The organism is Hymenobacter glacialis (assembly GCF_001816165.1).
GTDB classification, from domain to species: Bacteria; Bacteroidota; Bacteroidia; order Cytophagales; family Hymenobacteraceae; genus Hymenobacter; species Hymenobacter glacialis.
The window spans coordinates 1-16,858 of the sequence record NZ_MDZC01000081.1 but is presented as its reverse complement, the minus strand read 5'-3'; the positions used below and the strand labels follow the sequence as shown (position 1 = coordinate 16,858).

General features: G+C 63.6%; 13 protein-coding genes and 1 pseudogene. 7 read left to right on the top strand and 7 right to left on the bottom strand.

All coding sequences use genetic code 11. From position 1 onward, the window contains the following. The 3 genes from BEN48_RS20210 to BEN48_RS13245 form a co-directional block, all read left to right on the top strand. Positions 1-119, top strand: a 119-nt coding sequence (locus BEN48_RS20210; RefSeq protein ID WP_141764584.1) for a transposase, incomplete at its 5' end; no start/stop codon positions are given. 194 nt (positions 120-313) lie between these two features. After that, positions 314-589 carry a helix-turn-helix domain-containing protein gene (locus BEN48_RS13250; protein WP_070735413.1) on the top strand — a complete coding sequence of 92 codons (276 nt, stop codon included), beginning with the start codon at positions 314-316 and terminating at the stop codon, positions 587-589. A gap of 41 nt (positions 590-630) precedes the next feature. Continuing rightward, positions 631-1,245 (top strand): IS630 family transposase, encoded by a 615-nt coding sequence (locus BEN48_RS13245; RefSeq protein ID WP_070735412.1) that lies wholly within the window; start codon positions 631-633, stop codon positions 1,243-1,245. A gap of 102 nt (positions 1,246-1,347) precedes the next feature. Here the strand turns inward: BEN48_RS13245 and BEN48_RS13240 are convergent, their stop codons facing one another. From BEN48_RS13240 to BEN48_RS13235, 3 genes are all read right to left on the bottom strand, one after another. Beyond that, complete coding sequence (locus BEN48_RS13240; protein ID WP_158010184.1) at positions 1,348-1,809, bottom strand: IS1 family transposase; 462 nt, start codon at positions 1,807-1,809, stop codon at positions 1,348-1,350. A gap of 226 nt (positions 1,810-2,035) precedes the next feature. After that, a complete protein-coding gene (locus BEN48_RS20205) occupies positions 2,036-2,143 on the bottom strand; it encodes a transposase-like zinc-binding domain-containing protein (RefSeq protein WP_125932637.1) in 108 nt (35 codons plus the stop codon). Between the two features lie 57 nt (positions 2,144-2,200). Beyond that, on the bottom strand, positions 2,201-5,020 hold the full coding sequence (locus tag BEN48_RS13235; protein ID WP_070735410.1) for a bifunctional transaldolase/phosoglucose isomerase: 2,820 nt from the start codon (positions 5,018-5,020) through the stop codon (positions 2,201-2,203). A 201-nt stretch (positions 5,021-5,221) separates the two neighbouring features. Between BEN48_RS13235 and BEN48_RS13230 the strand changes: the two genes are divergently transcribed. Next, positions 5,222-5,992: an alpha/beta fold hydrolase gene (locus BEN48_RS13230; RefSeq protein WP_070735409.1), complete on the top strand. Its 771-nt coding sequence runs from the start codon at positions 5,222-5,224 to the stop codon at positions 5,990-5,992. Here the strand turns inward: BEN48_RS13230 and BEN48_RS13225 are convergent. The 4 genes from BEN48_RS13225 to BEN48_RS13190 all read right to left on the bottom strand — a co-directional run bounded on the left by BEN48_RS13225 (position 5,989) and on the right by BEN48_RS13190 (position 12,595). Then, positions 5,989-6,816: an energy transducer TonB gene (locus BEN48_RS13225; RefSeq protein WP_125932636.1), complete on the bottom strand. Its 828-nt coding sequence runs from the start codon at positions 6,814-6,816 to the stop codon at positions 5,989-5,991. The two genes, BEN48_RS13230 and BEN48_RS13225, sit on opposite strands and share 4 nt — an antisense overlap. A gap of 112 nt (positions 6,817-6,928) precedes the next feature. Continuing rightward, positions 6,929-8,065: a DUF1501 domain-containing protein gene (locus BEN48_RS13220; RefSeq protein WP_241502275.1), complete on the bottom strand. Its 1,137-nt coding sequence runs from the start codon at positions 8,063-8,065 to the stop codon at positions 6,929-6,931. Next, positions 7,972-9,795, bottom strand: a complete 1,824-nt coding sequence (locus BEN48_RS19830) for a DUF1800 domain-containing protein (RefSeq protein ID WP_125932635.1) — start codon at positions 9,793-9,795, stop codon at positions 7,972-7,974. Before BEN48_RS19830 ends, BEN48_RS13220 begins: the two co-directional genes overlap by 94 nt. A gap of 184 nt (positions 9,796-9,979) precedes the next feature. Then, positions 9,980-12,595, bottom strand: a complete 2,616-nt coding sequence (locus BEN48_RS13190) for a lamin tail domain-containing protein (protein ID WP_158010183.1) — start codon at positions 12,593-12,595, stop codon at positions 9,980-9,982. 196 nt (positions 12,596-12,791) lie between these two features. Between BEN48_RS13190 and BEN48_RS13185 the strand changes: the two genes are divergently transcribed. The 3 genes and pseudogenes from BEN48_RS13185 to BEN48_RS13175 all read left to right on the top strand — a co-directional run bounded on the left by BEN48_RS13185 (position 12,792) and on the right by BEN48_RS13175 (position 16,511). Next, positions 12,792-13,775, top strand: coding sequence for an aspartate-semialdehyde dehydrogenase (locus BEN48_RS13185; protein ID WP_070735401.1), 984 nt, complete (start codon positions 12,792-12,794; stop codon positions 13,773-13,775). A 119-nt stretch (positions 13,776-13,894) separates the two neighbouring features. Further along, entirely contained in the window at positions 13,895-15,850 is a 1,956-nt protein-coding gene (locus tag BEN48_RS13180; protein WP_158010182.1) for a carboxypeptidase-like regulatory domain-containing protein, read from the top strand. 44 nt (positions 15,851-15,894) lie between these two features. Continuing rightward, positions 15,895-16,511, top strand: a pseudogene (locus BEN48_RS13175) (DNA-3-methyladenine glycosylase). Positions 16,512-16,858 lie beyond the last annotated feature (347 nt).

Sequence of the window (16,858 nt, the reverse complement as noted above, 5' to 3'; positions counted from 1 at the left end):
CGCGCCACTTCGAGTCGGGCAGCAGCGTGCGCGCCCGGCCCCGGCTGAGCAAGCTCGGCGACAGGCGCTTGCGCCGGCAACTCTACCTTGGGGCTTGGTCGGCCAGCCGGGCCAACTAGGCCTGCGCGGCCCTCTACCAGCGCCTGCTCGCCCGCGGCAAGGCCAAGCCCCAGGCCCTGTGCGCCGTGGCCGCCCGCCTGCTCCGCCAGGCCTGGGCCCTGCTCACCCACGAACGCGATTTTGACCCGAACTTTCATCTTAAGTAGTCGGCCAGAAGTAATGATGTAAAGTCATTCGGCCTTTACTTTGGGGCATGTTAGCTCCCCTTGCGCTGGAGGCGCCTGAAATCGAGACCTTGGAAGCGTGCGCGTTGCGCGGTCCCCACCCGCGTATGCGGCGGCGGGCGCAGGCGGTGCTGGCCCACCACCGGGGGCTGTGCATCGACCAGTTGGCCGCCGCCTTCGGGGTCCACCGCAACGCTGTCAGCCGCTGGCTTTCGCGCTGGCAGCGCCTGGGCCTGGCGGGCCTGGCCGAGGGCCAGCATGCCGGCCGGCCGCCCAAGTTGCCGCAGACGGCCCAAAAAAAGTAGCCGCCTGGCTGGGTGAGGCCACCCAGCAACTGCGCCGTTTCGTGCCACGCCTAGCCGATGAGTGCGGCCTGCGCGTGTCGGTCCGCACGTTGCGGCGGCTGGCGTGGGCACTGGGCTACCGCTGGAAGCGCTGCCGGCGCAGCCTCAAAGCCAAACGCGACGCCGAGGCCTTTGCCCTGATGCAAACGCACTTGCGCGGCCTGCACGCGGCCGAAGCGCGCGGCGAGGTGGCCGTGGTCTACCTCGACGAGTGCCGCTTCTCGCGCCAGGCCCCCGTGCCCTACGCCTGGCAGGTGCGCGGGCGACCCGCCGCCTGCCTGCCGGCTGAACGCGGTGCGGGTGGCCAATCGGTGCTCGGCTTCTGGCAGCCGGGCGCGAGCGCTCAGCTGCTGAGTGCTTACGCGCTGGCCGGGGCCTGGAACGCGGAGGCCTTCGCCGCCGCCGTCGACGAATTCCTCGCCGCGACCGTGCGCGGCCCCACGGTGCTCGTGCCCGACAACGCCAGCATCCACCGTACCCGCCTCGTGCAGGAACGACGCACGAGTTGGGCAGCCAAGGGGCTCACGCTTTGCTTTTTACCTGCGTACAGCCCCGAGCTCAATAAAAATCGAGTTGCTCTGGCACCGCTGCAAGCACTACTGGCTCACGCCCGCTGATTACGTCTGCGACCGAACCCTACAAGAGCGTGTCGCCTACGTCTTGGCACGCGTTGGAACCGAGTACAACATTACTTTTGACTGACTACTTAAACTTGCTTTCTAAACACAGTTCATGCTGAGCGCAGTCGAAGCATGACGTTCGTGCTTTATCAACTCGGCGGCGGTATAATCTAAGATGATATTTCGATTATAATTATCGATAACTATTTTAATTCGGGCCGTGTGCATAGCCAATGATTTACTGATGGAGCAGGACCTTCGCACAAGTACACCGCACCGTTGGCGCAGTGAGCAGTTGATGGCCTCGACAATGTTGGTCTGGCCCTGGCCCTTGGGACAGGGCCGGTGCTGCCAGCGGGGCAGGACCTTGGGGTAGGCCTTCCACTGGTCCGTGAAATACCAGCAGTGGCGGCGGTAGCGGCGGGGCAAGGCCTGCCAGAGCTGGCGCAAGGGGGCTTCGCCCAGGCTGCCCAGCGTCCAGCCCACGATGCGCCGCCGGGCGCGCTCAACGGCGAGACACAGCCAGACCTTGCGCTTTTTGCGGCCCACAAAGCTCCACAACTCGTCGAGTTCCAGGATTTCCCACTCCTTGCGCTGCGCCTTTTTCGGACGTAGGCGGGGCAGGGGCGGCGAGGGCGCAGCGGCTTTTTTTTAGCCGCTTGGCAATGGTCATGCGCGCCACGCCCGTGATGCGGGCAATGCTGCGCTGCGAATTGCGCTCGACCAGCAGGGCTTCGACCTGCGCGTACTGCACGGCTTTGGCCACGGCCGCCGGCACGAACCGCGCCTAGTGGCCGCAGGCTTTGCACTGGTAGCGGGCATGGCCGTGGCTGTGCCCATTGCGGCGAATGTCGGCGCTCTCGCATTTAGTGCAAGTGTGAATTGTCGTGACCATAAACGCTATACGCAAGTCATCTTATTTTAGACCATCACCATCAGCTCAAAAACTCAGCTACAGTTTCAGCGCTGCCAGCATGGCTTTCAGGCCTTTCTCCGCATCGGCACCGAGATGCACGCGCAGGGTACGGCGGTGGTAGCTGTGCAGCGCCTCCAGGTCGCCCAGGGCCTGGGCATTTTTGAAGGTGCCGAAGGTGTAGGAACGGCCCGGCAAAGCCAGGTCCTGCGGGTTGTCGTCGGTGAACTGCACAAACAGGCCGGTATCGGGGCCACCCTTGTGGTACTGGCCGGTGGAGTGCAGGAAGCGCGGGCCGTAGCCCGACGTGGTGGCAATGTGGTACTTGGCCTGAACGCGGGCCCGCAGCTCCTGCAGGCTGGCGCTCACGGCGGGCGTCTCGGTGAGGTAGGCCTGCAGGCAGAGGAAGTCGCCGGGGCGGGCTTGGTCAAAAAAGGCCTTTAGCACCTGGGCGGCACTTTCGCCCTGCACGGCAGAGTAGTAAGCTACGCCGTCCTGGCTGGCCACGGGCTGGCTTTTTTCAGGCAGGCTGCCCTGCTCCTCCACCACTTTCATCAGGCCGTCGGTGGCGGTTTTGGCGGCCTGCACGTTGGGCTGGTCGAAGGGATTGATGCCGAGCACGGCGCTGGCCACGGCCGTAGCCATTTCCCAGCGGTAAAACTCCTGGCCCAGGTCCAGCGCATCGTCCATGAGGATGCTGATGGTGGGGTGGCCGGCCTGCTCCAGGGCCTTGAGCTTGGTCAGGTTGGCTTCATCGGCCTGGCCTTTGTAGCCCACGTACACAAACACCCGGTCCTGGCCGTAGTGGCCCACTTCGGCCAGCGGCTCGCCGGCCACGGGCAGAATGCCCTTGCCTTCTTTGCCGGTGCTCTCGGCAATAAGCTGTTCCAGCCACAGGCCCAGGTCGCTCAGCTTTTCGGGCACCAGCAGCGTGAGCTTGTCGCGGCCCAGCTGCGCGAGCACGCCCAGGGCGGCACCCAGCTCCAGGCCGGGGTTGGGCTTGGCGTCGCCATAAGCCCCGCAGGCGCGCATCATGCGAATGGCACGTTCCAGCAGCTCGCCAATGGGCAGGCCGTACAGGGCGGCCGGCACCAGCCCGAAGTAAGAGAGGGCCGAGAAACGGCCGCCCACTTCCGAGAAATTCAGGAAAATGCGGCGGTAGCCCTGCGCCGTGGCCGAGGTCACGAATTTGGAGCCCGGGTCGGTGATGGCCACGAAGTTTTCGCCGGCTTTATCGCCCTTCAGCTCTTTCAGCTTGGCGTAGAAATAGTCGCCGAAAGCCAGCGGCTCGGCCGTGGTACCTGATTTGCTGGCCACGATAAACAACGTCTCGGCCAAGGGCACCGAGGCTTCAATCTGGCGCACCGTGCCGGGGTCCGTGGTGTCGAGCACCGACATGGGCAAGCCATTTTCGCCCTGCTCAAACGCGGCCTTGAACACAATGGGGGCCATGGTGCTGCCTCCCATGCCCATCACCACCACGTGCTTGAAGCCGGCGGCTTTTACCTCGTGCACAAACTGCTCGATTTCGGGCACGCGGCCCACCATGGTTTCGGCCACGCGCAGCCAGCCCATAAAGCTGCGGATGCTCTGCTGCCCGGCTTCGTCCTGCACCCAGAGGTTGGCTTTTTTATCCCAGAAGCCCTGGGTGAAATTCTGGTCGTTCAGCTCCAGAATCTTGTTGTCTACGGCGGTCTGGTAGCCGCCCAAACGCATGGTCACGGGCACCACCATCTCTTTTAGGGCGTGCTTGCGCTTCATGTCCAGCGACAGCATGAGCTTGCTGAAGGGCTCGTTGAATTTCTTGGCGCCGTCTACTTCCAGGAAGTTGGTGTGCTCCTCCAGGTCGATGCCCAGCTCGGGTAGGCGGCGCAGCACTTCGCGGGCCTGGTCGAGGCCGTCTTCGAGGCGGTTGGCGGGCTGGCCGCGCTCCCGGAAAATGTCCAGCGTTTCCACTGGCACGGTGTTCACCGTATTCGGGCCGATGAGGTTTTCGACGTACTTCAGGTCGTCGTAGTTCGGGTTTTTGTTGCCGGTGCTGGCCCACAGCAGGCGCTGGGTTTCGGCGCCTTGGGCCTGCAATGCCGCCCACCGCGGACCGGCAAAAATCTCCTTGTAAAGCTGGTACGCCTGCTTGGCGCTGGCCAGGGCCACTTCGCCCACCATGGACTGCGCCAACGCGCCGCGCTCGCCACCTTCGGCCGCGATTTTCTCCAGCATAGGGTCAATCAGCACGTCGATGCGGCTCAGGAAGAAGCTGGCCACCGAGTCGATGCGCGCCAGCGGCAACCCCGCCTGCGCCCGGTCTTCGAGGCCGGCCAAAAAGGCTTCGGTGACCAGGCGGTAGCGCTCCAGCCCGAAAATCAGGGTCACGTTCACGTTCACGCCTTCGGCAATGAGGCGGCGAATGGCGGGCAGGCCTTCAAGCGTGGCCGGCACTTTTATCATTACGTTGGGACGGTCCACGGTGTGCCACAGGTGCAGGCCTTCGGCAATGGTGCCTGCGGTGTCGTTCACCAGCTTGGGCGATACTTCGAGGCTCACGTAGCCGTCGTTGCTGGTGTGCTCGCGGTCGTAGAGGGGCCGGAACAGGTCGCAGGCGGCCTGCACGTCGGCCACGGCCAGGGTGGTGTAGATTTCGTCGGTGGTTTTGTCTTGCAGCGCCAGCGCCTGAATGGCCGAATCATAGTCGCTGGTGTCGCCGATGGACTTGGCAAAAATGGCGGGGTTCGAGGTCACGCCGCGCAGGGCCTCATCGGTTATGCGGCGCTGCAACTTGCCGTTAATCAGAATGGGGCGGCTGATAAAGTCCAGCCAGAGGCTTTGGTCGAACTGGCGGATGGCAACAAGAGGGTTCATAGAATTGCAGTTAGTACGGATGCCAAAGGTCCGGAAAGAAGCGCGTTGTTTTTGTATTAAACGCGGGGAATTATCAATCACGCCCAAAGGAAAGGTAATGCTGGGTACGGCCGATGCGCCCTGCAGCGCTACGGCAGCGCGGCTGCGGGCCAGGCGTTTTCGCAGCGGCAGGGGCACGGTGCCGGCACTACTTTTGTTCGTATGACCACCGCTACGCCTCACCTGCCCACCATCGTTTTTCTCCACGGCTTTGCCGAAAGCCGCGAGGTGTGGACAGCCTTTACCCGCGCTTTCCCCGAAGGCTACCGGCTGCTCACGCCCAACCTGCCCGGCCACGGCACCAACCTGGCGCCCGTGCCCGACTTTTCGATGGAGGCCCAGGCCCGCTACGTTATCGACTACCTCGGCCAGAAGGACTGCCCCAATCCCGTGCTGCTGGTCTGCCATAGCATGGGCGGCTACGTGGCCCTGGCCCTGGCCGAGCGCTGGCCCCAGCGCGTGGCCGGCCTGGCGCTCATCAATTCCTCGGCCCTGGCCGATACCGACGAGAAGCGCCAGAACCGCGAGAAAAACATCAGCTTCGTGGAGCGCCACGGCGTGGCCAAGTTCATGGAATCGTTCGTGCGCCCGCTCTTCGCGCCCACCAACCGCGACCGGCTGACCGAGGCCCGCGGGCTGCTGGAGGAAATTGGCAAAGCCACGCCCGAAACCACCATTGCCGGGGCCCTGCGCGGCATGGCCGCCCGCCCCGACCGCACCAAGGTGCTCAGCACCGCCAAATTCCCGGTGCTCATGGTGGCCGGCAAGCACGACGTGGCCGTGCCCTTTGAGGATGCCGTGCGCCAGGCCGCTCTGCCGGCCGAAGCCCACGCGCTGTTTTTGGAAGGCAGCGGCCACCAATCGTACCTGGAGCAGCCTGAGCAAACCCGCGCCGCCGTGCTGGCGCTGGCTGCGGCGGTGTTTGGGGGCTAAGAGCGGGGCTTTACAATTTTAAAATTGATTGGCAACGTGTAGTACACGCGCACCGGTTGACCCCGCAACTGCGCCGGGGCACTGGCGGCGGAAAGATTCTTCACAACCTTCAAGACTTCGTCGTCGAGGTACTTGCCGGCCGTGCCCACCACCTGCGGATTGTCGATGGCGCCATTTTCAGCTACCTCAAAATAGACATAGACCTGACCTTGCTGCCCCGAACGGAGTGCATTGGGCGGGTACTTCACTTTCGACTGGATGTGCTCTGCCAGGATTCTAGACGGAGAAGCGAACAAATGTTGTTGCACGGAGTCATTCGGAGACACTCGAAACTTGCTGAAGGTGGCGCGCAACGCCTCCGTGGCGTCCTTGAACACCGGCTCGTGGTCGGCGTAGTAGTAAGCCTGAGCTGCTGGAAGCGTCGTGAATTCCATCGCCAGGCTGATTTTTGGAGCCTTAATTGAGGCACCAGTGGTACCTGGCTTGTCCAACTGCCAGGCCAGCATATTCGCCTCAACGTAATTACGTGCCGCTGCTGTTGCATCAACTAATGCCTTGTTCATTGGGTCGGGTGGCCGAACCATTGTAAAATTAAATGCCTTGCCGTCGGGTTGCAACTCAAATTGAACCAGCATCTTGCCTGCCGGGGCGGGCGTGGTTATTCGAGTGCTGCGATACACCAGGGCGCGTAGCGAATCGGGCCCGCCGGGGTAGCGCGGGCCGCTATAAGTCGTCGCTGACGTGGGAGCTTGGGCCTGAGCCGTAGGGGCCGTGCCCAATTGGAGGGCAATGGCGACGAAAAGTGCAGGTAGCAAGTACTTCATAAGCGGTAGATGAAGGGTTTGACGGCGCAAGATATAGCCCAATCTGCACAGCAAAAAAGCCCGGCCTCCGTGCGGAAACCGGACTTCTTTCACTTTTAAATTTTGGTGGTCATTACACCAGCCCGCTCATGCGCTCGAAGCCCGTACCCAGAATGGCCGTGTCGTCGGCTCCCAGCCAGTCCTTGAGAATGCTGGCGTAGATGCTACGGAAATCTATTTGGTGGCGCAGGTCGCCCTGGTCGAGGTTGGCCAGGTCGGGGGCAGCGTTGAGCACGCCTTTTTTACGGAGGCCGCCGCCCAGCAGCAGCACGTTGTTGGCGGTTCCGTGGTCGGTGCCGTTGCTGGCGTTCTGGCCCACGCGCCGGCCAAACTCCGAGAACACCAGCACCAGCGTGTTATTCCACTGGTTGTGCTGCTGCAGGTCGTGGGCCAGCGCGGCCAGGCCATCGCCCAGGTCGCCCAGCAGGCGCTGCTGCTGCTCCAGCTGCCGCACGTGCGTATCGAAGCCCGACAAGGCCAGGTAGTACACCCGCGACTCCACGCCGGAGGTAATTAGCTCGGCCGTGGTTTTCAGGTTTTTGCCAAACTCCGAGTTCGGGTACGCCACCGCCGACTTATAGATTTTGGACTTCTCGAACAGGTAATCGGCCGACGACGCGGTTTCGGCCAGGGTCTTATAGAGGTAGTCCACCTGGTCGTGGTGGGCGGGCGCGGCCTGCTGGCTCACCTTGGCCAGCAGCCGGTTTTGGGTAAGCTGGTGCAGCTTGGCGGGGTTCTTCAGGGCCAGGCCTTTGCGGGCGTTGCCCTTCAGGGCCAGGCTCAGCGTGTCGTCTATTTCCAGCGCATTGTACGGGTGTCGGCAATCAGCACAATTTGAGTCGAGGTAGCGGCCCAGCCAGCCCGTGCTCACGGCTTGGTCAGAACTCAAGCCGCTCTGCCAGATGTCCATCGAACGGAAGTGCGACCGGTCGGGATTGGGGTAGCCCACCGAGTTGAGCACCGCCAGATGACCCTGGTCATACAGGCCCTTGAGGCCTTTCAAAGCCGGATGCAGGCCCAGGTCTTTTTCCATGGCCAAAATTCCCTGCGCCTCCCGAATGCCCAGTGTGGGACGCGCCCGGTAGTACAGGTCGTTTTTGTAAGGAATAATGGTGTTCAGGCCATCATTGCCCCCGCTGAGCTGCACCACAATGAGGCGGCGCGCGCCCGGCGCCTCGCCCAGCCGGGCCAGGCCCGGCCCCCGGTCCAGGGCGTGCAGGAACTTGGGTACCAGCAGCAGCGAGCTGGCCAGGGCAGAATTACGAAGGAAGTCGCGGCGGGTAATAGGCATAACGATAGGAAAGAGGATAATGGAACATCAAACTCCCCTCCTTTTTCAAGGAGGGGACGTTGGCGCGAAGCGGCAACTGGGGTGGTGAAGTCGTTGAACAATGGGCAAACAATGGCGGTAGCGTCGTTCGGATATCGTTCAACGAGGGTAACCACCCCCGTCCGAGCCGTTGGCTCGAACATCCCCTCCTTAAAAAAGGAGGGGAGTTGTGGTTCGGTTAGGCCAGCTGGTATTCGGGGAGGCTGAGCAGGCTGACCAGCGTGGTGCGCAGGGCTTCGGCGGGCTCTTTTTGCTGGGTGGCCTGCTGCACCAGCCGCAGATTTTCGGGCCGAATGGGGACTTGCAGCAGGAAGGCGCTGAGCTTCTCGGCCTGCTGCGCGGCGGCGGCCGTGCCCAGCAGCTGTTGCAGCGGCGAGGGGCAGGTGGGCGCCCACACCCGGCCGCAAGGTGCGCTCGGCCTTGCTCAGGTTGGGGGCGATGTCGTTTTCGTCCTGCTTGAGGGCCACGGCAAACTCGGCGTTGCGGAAGAGTACGGCGGGCAGCTGCAGGCGCAGCAGCAGCGACGACGAGTCTATCCAGTTGCGGCCGCCGGGCCAGCCGGCCACGTTCGGCGGCTGAAACAGGGTTTGGCCCAGCGCTTTCTGGAAACCCAGCAGCGCCCGGTCGTTGTCAATCTTCACGTTTAGGGTGCGGCGCAGGCCCGCCAGCAGCTCCACCGGCGACTTGATGTGCGTGCCCATATTAGCCGGCTCATAGAACCAGGCCGCCGAAAACACGCGCTCCATCAGGTCGGCAATGTCGTAGCCGCTCTGGCGGAAAGCCACCGCCAGGGGTTCGATGTGGCCGGCATTGGGCACTTCGTTCACGAAGAAGCGGTAAACTTTGGTGACCAGAAACCTAGCGGCCGCGGGCTGCTGCAGAATGATTTGCAGTACGTCTTCGCCCGTGAGGTTGCCGGTGCGACCCAGAAACGTCTTGGGTCCCGCGTCGTGGTCCTGAGGCCGAAACCGGAAATTGCCCTGGTTGTCGTAGCCCCAACCGGTGAAAGCGCGGGCGGCTTCCTTCACGTCCTGCTCGGTATAGTTGCCCCGGCCCAGCGTAAAGAGCTCCATCACCTCGCGGGCAAAGTTCTCGTTGGGACTGGCTTTGCGGTTCTGCTGGTTGTTGAGGAATTGCAGCATGGCCGGCTCGCGGCTCACGGCAAGCAGTAGGTCGGGGAACTTGCCCAAGGCGAAGCGGCGGGTGGTGTTGTGCAAACTCAGGGCCGGGCCGGGCAGGCGCACCCGGCACGCAAAATGCCCGTGCCAGAAAAGCATCATTTTCTCGCGCAGCTGGGCCGGCGAGGCTGCCATGCGGCTCATCCAGGCCGTGCTCATGCCAATGTAGGCTTCGCGTAGGTCGCGGTTTTGCTGCTTGCGCTGCTCGGGCGTGAGGGCCGCGCGGCGCACGCGCATGGCATCTGCCACTGCGGGTTGGCCCGCCGCCGCCACGGCGTCCTGGTTGGGAACGACCAGTGGCTCGTATTTCGCCGAATCCTGCAGCAGCTGCCGCAAGGCTTTGCGCGGATTAAGGCCGGCGGCCACGTCCTGCGGGCGTGGCCCAAAGCCCGCCCGCCAGTAGAGGTGTTGCAGTTGCTGGGTGCTATTCATGCCTTCTGGGATGCAAACCCAGAGCCAGGGTTTAACATAGATGCCCAAAATAGCTACTCAAAAGCAACGCATCTAGCGCAGCCGAGACAGGTCACTTAGGGCGATAAGTGCGGATGAGTGGAAGCCCGCGAGATGTCTCGGCTGCGCTCGACATGACCGTATGTGTTAACCAAAAACGGGTTTCCTAGAACCGCGCGCCCAGCACCACCGTCTTTTTGTACTCGCGCTTCTCGCCGCCGCTGGGGCGGAACAGTTCCACGTGCAGGATGTAGTAGCCCACGGCCGCCTTCCGGCCCTTGTCATCGATGCCGTCCCACTGGATGAAGCCGTTAACGGGCAGGGTTTCGTTGCGCACCAGGCGGCGCGTGAGGCGGCCCAGGGCGTCGTACACCGTCACGGTGGCGGCGTAGCCGGGCTGGTCGAGGTGGTAGTTGAGGGTGGTGAAGTCCTGCAGGCCGTCGTCGTCGGGCGTGAAGACTTCGGGCGTCACGGTCAGTTCCTGGTCGCCACCGGGGGCGTCCTGGGCCTGCGAGTTGGGGCTGCCGGGCGTGGCGTAGCCCACGGCCCCCGCGGCAGAGTGGAAGTTGCTACCCAGGGTGGGGCCGCTGGCCCGAATGCGCTCCAGTGAAACGCCGTCTTGGCTGGCCAGCAGACTCAGGTGTAGTTTCTTGCTGTAGGCAAACCGGTCCTGCTCTATGCCGCTGCCGTTGAACAGCAGGGCCGTGCTTTCCTCCGGAAACGTGGGGAGGCTAGCCACCTGCACCAGGTTGGCCACGTCGGTGCTGGTGGGGTACTGCGACTGAATAATGCTGGAGTTGGTGCTGAACGCCAGCACCTGGCCCGGCGCCAGTACCAGCGGCCCGGCGCTGAGCGGTTTGGCGTCCACGCCGCTGCCATCGGCCTTGAGGTTGGCAATCTGCCAGCCCTGCAGGTTGATGAACTTGGGGCTGCGGTTGAGCAATTCCACAAAACGCACGGCGCTCACCCGGGGGTTAAACAGCAACTCGTTGATGACCACGTCGCCGCTCACGGCCGGTTCGGGCAGGGCAAACGTGGCCGACTGCAGGGGGGCGCTGGCGTTGCCCACGCAGTCGGTGGCCGTTTGCACGGTGAGGGTGGTGGAGCGACTGGCCAGCAGCGGCGCCGCCAGCGTCAGGTCTACCAGCCGGAAATCGGGGGCCACGGGGGCGGCGCGCGTCACGGCCGGGCTGGGGGCGGCCAGCACGTAGCGGCTCAGGATGGCGGCCGAGGTGCTGTCCAGCTTCTCTGAAAAGTACAGGCGCACCGTGGTGGGGTTGAGGGCCACGGCGCGGAGCAGGGTGGGGGCCGTGGCATCGGGGCGGGCGGCCGCTACGGAGTTGGCTTTGCCGGGCGTACCGCCAATGGCGGCGGTGCTGGCGGTCCAGTTGCTGGCGCCGGCGCAGTAGTTATTGGTGTCCACCATTTCGAGGCTCCAGCCGCCGTCTTTCTTCTTGGCGTCGCCGTACCAGGCATCGGAATAGCTCACTTCAAACAGCGTGCGGCCATCGCGGCCGCGCAGGATGAGCTGGTCGCCGCCGTTGTTGAGCGAGGGAAAATTGGTGGGCCCGTACACCTTGCCGTAGGTGGCAAACTGCAGCACCCGCGTGCTGCCGCACACAATGGCGTACTGGCCCGGCAGCAGCTTGGCCGTGTCGGGCAGAATGGCCGCCGAGGTGCTGCCGGGTTTGCTCAGGCGCACGCCGCCCAGGCTGATTACCCGGTTGCTGCGGTTGTAAATCTCTATGTACTCCGACAGCGGCAAACCCACCTGAGGCGTTTCGTCGGCAAAGATTTCGGTGATGAGCAACTCGCCCACCTGGGGCGTGGCGGGGGGCACGGCCGCGCCGGCAAAAGTGGTCTGCAGCGGCCCCGCAGCCAGGTTGCCATAGAGGTCGGCCACATTGCGCACTTCCAGCACGTTGGTGGCGGCAAAATCGGCCCCGAAGGCGAGGCGCACTACGGCGGGGTTGTTGGGCAGCACTTGCGCGGCGGTGGGCACGGCCCCGCTTTGCAGGCGGTAGTTGGCCAGGTTGCTGGCGCTGGCCACGTTCAGGGCTTCGTTGAAGGCCACGTCTACGAGGCGGGCAGAGGCGGGCACAGCCCGCAGCAGCAGCGGCGCGGTGGCGTCGGTCACGGCAAAGTCGTCGAAGAAAAAGCTGCGGTTGTTGGCCGAGGAGTAGAGTAGCGCCACGCCCACGGCCACGCTACGCTGGTAGGTGGCATCAGTGGGCTGGGCGGCTTCGGCCACGAAGTTGCGGCCGCCGGTGAAGTCGCGCTCCAGGGTCCAGCGGTTGGCGGTGGTGCGGGTCACGCGCACGCGCACCAGGTTGTTGGTGGCGCTGGCCAGGGTGCCGTTGGCCCCGTCGATGACGAGCACGGCGGACTTGGTGGAGTCTTTGCGGAACAGGCTCACCTCGTCGTCGGTGCCACCCAGGCGCACGAAGTATCCGGAGTTACCGGTGTTTTTCAGGTCAGTTTGCGAGGCTATCAACCACACATCGGCCAGGTTGCCGGAGCTGGTAGCAAAGCGCAGGTTGGCCCAGAATTCCCACACCGTGCCGGTGGTGGCCTGGCTGGGGGTGCTGAGCTGCAGCTGGGTGCCCGTTACGCCCGGCCCGTTGCTTTGCAGCTGCTGGTTGGTTACTTGGAAGCTGGCCACGTCGCCGGTCCAGGCAGGGTTGGCGGTGAAATTGCCATCGGTGAAGTTTTCAACCAGTTGGGCCGTGGCAAAGCCCGGCAGCAACAGGAGCAGCAGCAGGTACAGGTGTTTTATCGACAATTTCAAACTGGTCTTGAACACGGGAAGAGGTGGGGAGCGCTGCTGGCTACCCCAATGATAGTAGTTCTTAGGTGCGTTTCTCCTTCTTTATTTTGATGAAGCGCAAGCCAACGCGGCGTCTAAGTAACCTATTTCTGGCGACATTTGCAGTACCACGGCCCTTGCGGCGGCGGCTTTTTAACATTCTGATTTTTCCATGAAACTTGCTATTGTAGGAGCCACCGGCTTGGTGGGAACCGAGCTGTTGAAGGTGCTGGCCGAACGCCGGTTTCCGCTGACCGAACTGCTTCCCGTGGCCTCGGCCAAATCGGTGGGCCAGACCGTTGAATTCCTGGGCAAGAAGTACCCCGTGGTGAGCATGGACGATGCCCTGGCCGCCCGGCCAGACATCGCCATTTTCTCGGCGGGTGGCTCCGTGAGCAAGGAGCACGCCCCGCGCTTCGCCGCCGTGGGCACCACCGTTATCGACAACTCCTCGGCCTGGCGCATGGACCCCACCAAGAAGCTGGTGGTACCCGAACTGAACGCCGACACCCTCACGCCAGAGGATAAAATCATTGCCAACCCCAACTGCTCTACCATTCAATTGGTGGTGGCCCTCAACGAGTTGCACAAGGCATACAAAGTGGAGCGCATTGTGGTGAGCACCTATCAGAGCGTGACCGGCACCGGCAAAAAAGCCGTGGACCAACTCCTGGAGGAGCGCGCCGGCCGCCCCGCCAGCAACCCCGCTTACCCGCACCCCATCGACCTGAACGTGCTGCCCCACATCGACGTGTTCGAAGCCAATGGCTACACCAAGGAGGAGCTGAAAATGGTGAACGAGACCAAGAAAATCATGGGCGACGACAGCATCCGCGTCACGGCCACCTGCGTGCGCATTCCCGTGATGGGCGGCCACTCGGAGTCCCTGAACGTGGAGTTTGCCCGCGAGTTTGAGATGGACGAGGTGCGCGCCATCCTGGCTCGCACGCCCGGCGTGGAGCTGGTGGACGACCCTTCTACCAACACGTACCCCATGCCCAAAGACAGCCACGGCAAAGACGCCGTGCTGGTGGGACGCCTGCGCCGCGACGAAACCCAGCCCCGCACCCTCAACCTGTGGGTGGTGGCCGACAACCTGCGCAAGGGCGCCGCCACCAACGCCGTGCAGATTGCCGAGTATCTGGTGAAGAAGTAGGCGGTAATGGGCGGCTGAGTGCCAGTAAACACATTTGAGTAAGAACGTCATGCTTCGGCAAGCTGAGCATGACGTTCTTGTTTACTCACCTTTCGTTAACTATAACCCCGTTCTTTCCGATGCGTCTGCTGCTATGTTTCTGGTTCGCATTGCTGACGGGACCGGCCAGCGCCCAGGCCATCCTGCGCGGCCAGGTAATAGACGCTGAGACCAACCAGCCCATTCCCAGCGCGCAGGTGGGCGTGGCCGGCAACCGCATCGGTACCAGCACCAACGAGGACGGCCGCTTTGCCCTGAGTGTTCCGGCCCAGTACCAGGGGGAGCAGCTGGAAGTGGCCCTGCTGGGCTACCGAAAATACGCCCAGCCGCTGCCGCCGCTGCCCGGCCCGGAGCTGCGCATTGCCCTGCAAATCAGCCCGGCGGCGCTGGGGGAGGTGCAGGTCACGGCCTCGGTGCTGGGCATTGTGCGGGAGGCGGTGGCGCGCATTTCGCGCAACTACCCCGTGCGCAACACCCGCCTCACCGGCTTCTACCGCGAGTCGGACAACGACCCCGCTGGCCGGCCCCGCTACTTGGTGGAGGGGCTGCTCACGGTGTTTAAAGAGCCGTATCCGCAGCGCACCGACGAGGGCGCCGTGCAGATTCGGCAGTCGCGCAAGGTGGATTTGCGGCCCCAGACGCTGGTGCGCATCGACTGGGCCGGCGGGCCGTTTATCGCGCACAAAGCCGATTTTGTGCACGCCCGGGCCCAGTTCATCAACCCCGCGCACTTCCGCCACTACGACTACCGCCTGGCCGCCGGCAGCACCTACGCCGACCGCCGCGTGTACGTAATCGAATTCGGCCCGAAGCGCGGTAACGGCCGGGCCGATTTTGCTGGCCGCCTGTACATCGACCAGGACAGCTACGCCTTTCTGGGGGCCGAGTGGCACTACACGCCCGCCGGCCTGCGCAGCGGCCTGCACCGGGCCGACGCCCGCGAGCTGCGCGTGGCTTACCAACCCTACGCCGGCCGCTGGCACCTGAAAACCGTGTGGTGGCAAACCAAGTACCGCCCGCCCGTGGGCGAGCCACTGCAGTATTTCGGCGAATTCCTGACCACGGCCATTGACACGGCCGGCATCACACCGCCCACCTACCAGGAGCGGGCGCAGTACTACGACGCCTTCCTGCACAACGCCGTGCCCTACGACTCGGCCTTCTGGCAGACCCAAACCACGCTGCTGCGCCCCGCCGCCATGCAGCAGGCCATGGACCAGCAGCGGCAGCAGCGCGTCGATTCGCTGTTTCGGCCGCGCCCGCTGCCACCGCAGCCCGCCACGGTTGAGGCTGGCGTGCCACCGGCCGCGCCCACCCGCCCGGTGTTTCGCCTGCTGAGCCGTATTCGGTACGGGGCGGCGCTGGGCGCGTGGCCGCTGGCGGTGCCGGGCGCCACGCTGGCCTTGGAATATGCTCCGGCAAATTCGGGTTTTCGGGCGCAAAGCACCCGCAACGCTGCCGCGCAAAGCCTAACCGGCTGGTGGAATGCCGAATACCAGTTCGACCTGACTCTGGAGTTGGCCGTGCGCCTGGCCACGCGCCGGCTGTTCCGGCAGTTTTCGGGCGATGGCTGGGAGGCGGGCCTGAGCTACGAGCACAACCTCAACCCGCGCCGCCGGCCGCTGTTTGGCCGCGCCGGGCTGGCGTACACCCGGCAGGCCGTAGCCCGCAGCCTGGGCACGTTTGAAAACACCAGCGGCGGCGTGCGGGTAGACGGCACTACCCTCAACGCCGATGAGCTGGGCCTGCAGCTGCAATCCACCTCCGATGCCATGCAGCCCAAGCTGGGCCTGGGGCTGGAGCTAAGCCACAAAATTGAGCTGGTAGCCGACCTGGGCTACTTGCTGCCGCTACGCAGTCGCACCCAGCTGGTGCTGAGCGAAAAGAGTGGTTTTTTCCTGGCCCGTAGCTCAGCCGCCATCGATTTGCCGAGCCCCGCCGTAAGCCTGCGAGTCAACGAGCAGGCCACTGCCGAAGTGCCCTGGCAGCAGCGCCGCTGGCTGCTCAGTTTCGGGCTGCTGTACCGGCTGCGCTAGGGCGGCTCGGTGGCTTTGTCTCACCCATCCCAGACGTTGCCCGAATGTCCGCTACGCCCTCTAAACTACCCGCCTCGTTTTTTCAGCGGCCTGATGTGCTGCAGATTGCCCGCGAGCTGCTGGGCAAGCACCTCTACACCAACGTGGACGGTATCCTAACCGCCGGGCGGGTGGTGGAAACCGAAGCCTACCGGCACGAAGGCGACAATTCCCTGACCATGCACCTGCAGCGCAAGCGCCACCAGGCCCAGGGCCTGCACGTGCCCGGTGGCCACGCCTACATCTACACCGTCTACAATAAGTACGCGCTTTTCAACATCGCCACGCATGACGCCGACCATCCCGACGCCGTGCTCATCCGCGCCGTAGAGCCCACCATTGGGCTGGAAGCTATGCTGCACCGCCGCGCCTAGTGGCCCCCAAGCGCGCCCTTACCGCCGGCCCTGGCGTCATGAGCCAGGCGCTGGGCATCACCCCCGCCCTCACCGGCCTGCCCGTCACCGGCGAGGTGCTCTGGTTTGAAGACCACGGCGAAACAGTGGCAGACGCTGCGGTAATAGCCAGCTCCCGCGTCGGCCTGGAGTATGCGGGCTCGGAGGCATCGGGGCTGCCTTGGCGGTTCCGGCTGCGCGACAACCCGTGGACCAGCCCGGCGAAGTAAGGCAAGCCTTCGTTTGGCTTACTTGAAAATGCGGATATTCCTGTTATCCAGACTCCTCTATGACCTTAAGGCTGAATTAGAAGCGACTTATATCTGAGTTCGCGAAACTCATACCTACAAGCTGTTTTATAAACTTCAATTACTGAACCAGTTTATTAAACTTAACTCAGGATACTGAGCGAATTTGTGTGGTCAGCAAGCTCATAGATGTAGTGGTTCAGGGAAAGAAGGGGTTGATTATTAACTGATGTTACGCACGGAGTTGTCCGAGCTGATGGTACATGGCTTTCAAGCCCACGGTGTAGAGCTGGGCTTTGAGGCGAAGGTGACCGATGCCGCATTTGAAT

What these genes read in the sequence shown, in the direction of transcription:
- BEN48_RS13250 (WP_070735413.1), top strand. Translation starts at nt 314, where the DNA reads ATGTTAGCTCCCCTTGCGCTGGAGGCGCCTGAAATCGAGACCTTGGAA.
- BEN48_RS13235 (WP_070735410.1), bottom strand. Translation starts at nt 5,020, where the DNA reads ATGAACCCTCTTGTTGCCATCCGCCAGTTCGACCAAAGCCTCTGGCTG.
- BEN48_RS19830 (WP_125932635.1), bottom strand. Translation starts at nt 9,795, where the DNA reads ATGAATAGCACCCAGCAACTGCAACACCTCTACTGGCGGGCGGGCTTT.
- BEN48_RS13185 (WP_070735401.1), top strand. Translation starts at nt 12,792, where the DNA reads ATGAAACTTGCTATTGTAGGAGCCACCGGCTTGGTGGGAACCGAGCTG.
- BEN48_RS13180 (WP_158010182.1), top strand. Translation starts at nt 13,895, where the DNA reads ATGCGTCTGCTGCTATGTTTCTGGTTCGCATTGCTGACGGGACCGGCC.
- BEN48_RS13230 (WP_070735409.1), top strand. Translation starts at nt 5,222, where the DNA reads ATGACCACCGCTACGCCTCACCTGCCCACCATCGTTTTTCTCCACGGC.
- BEN48_RS13225 (WP_125932636.1), bottom strand. Translation starts at nt 6,816, where the DNA reads ATGAAGTACTTGCTACCTGCACTTTTCGTCGCCATTGCCCTCCAATTG.
- BEN48_RS20205 (WP_125932637.1), bottom strand. Translation starts at nt 2,143, where the DNA reads ATGGTCACGACAATTCACACTTGCACTAAATGCGAGAGCGCCGACATT.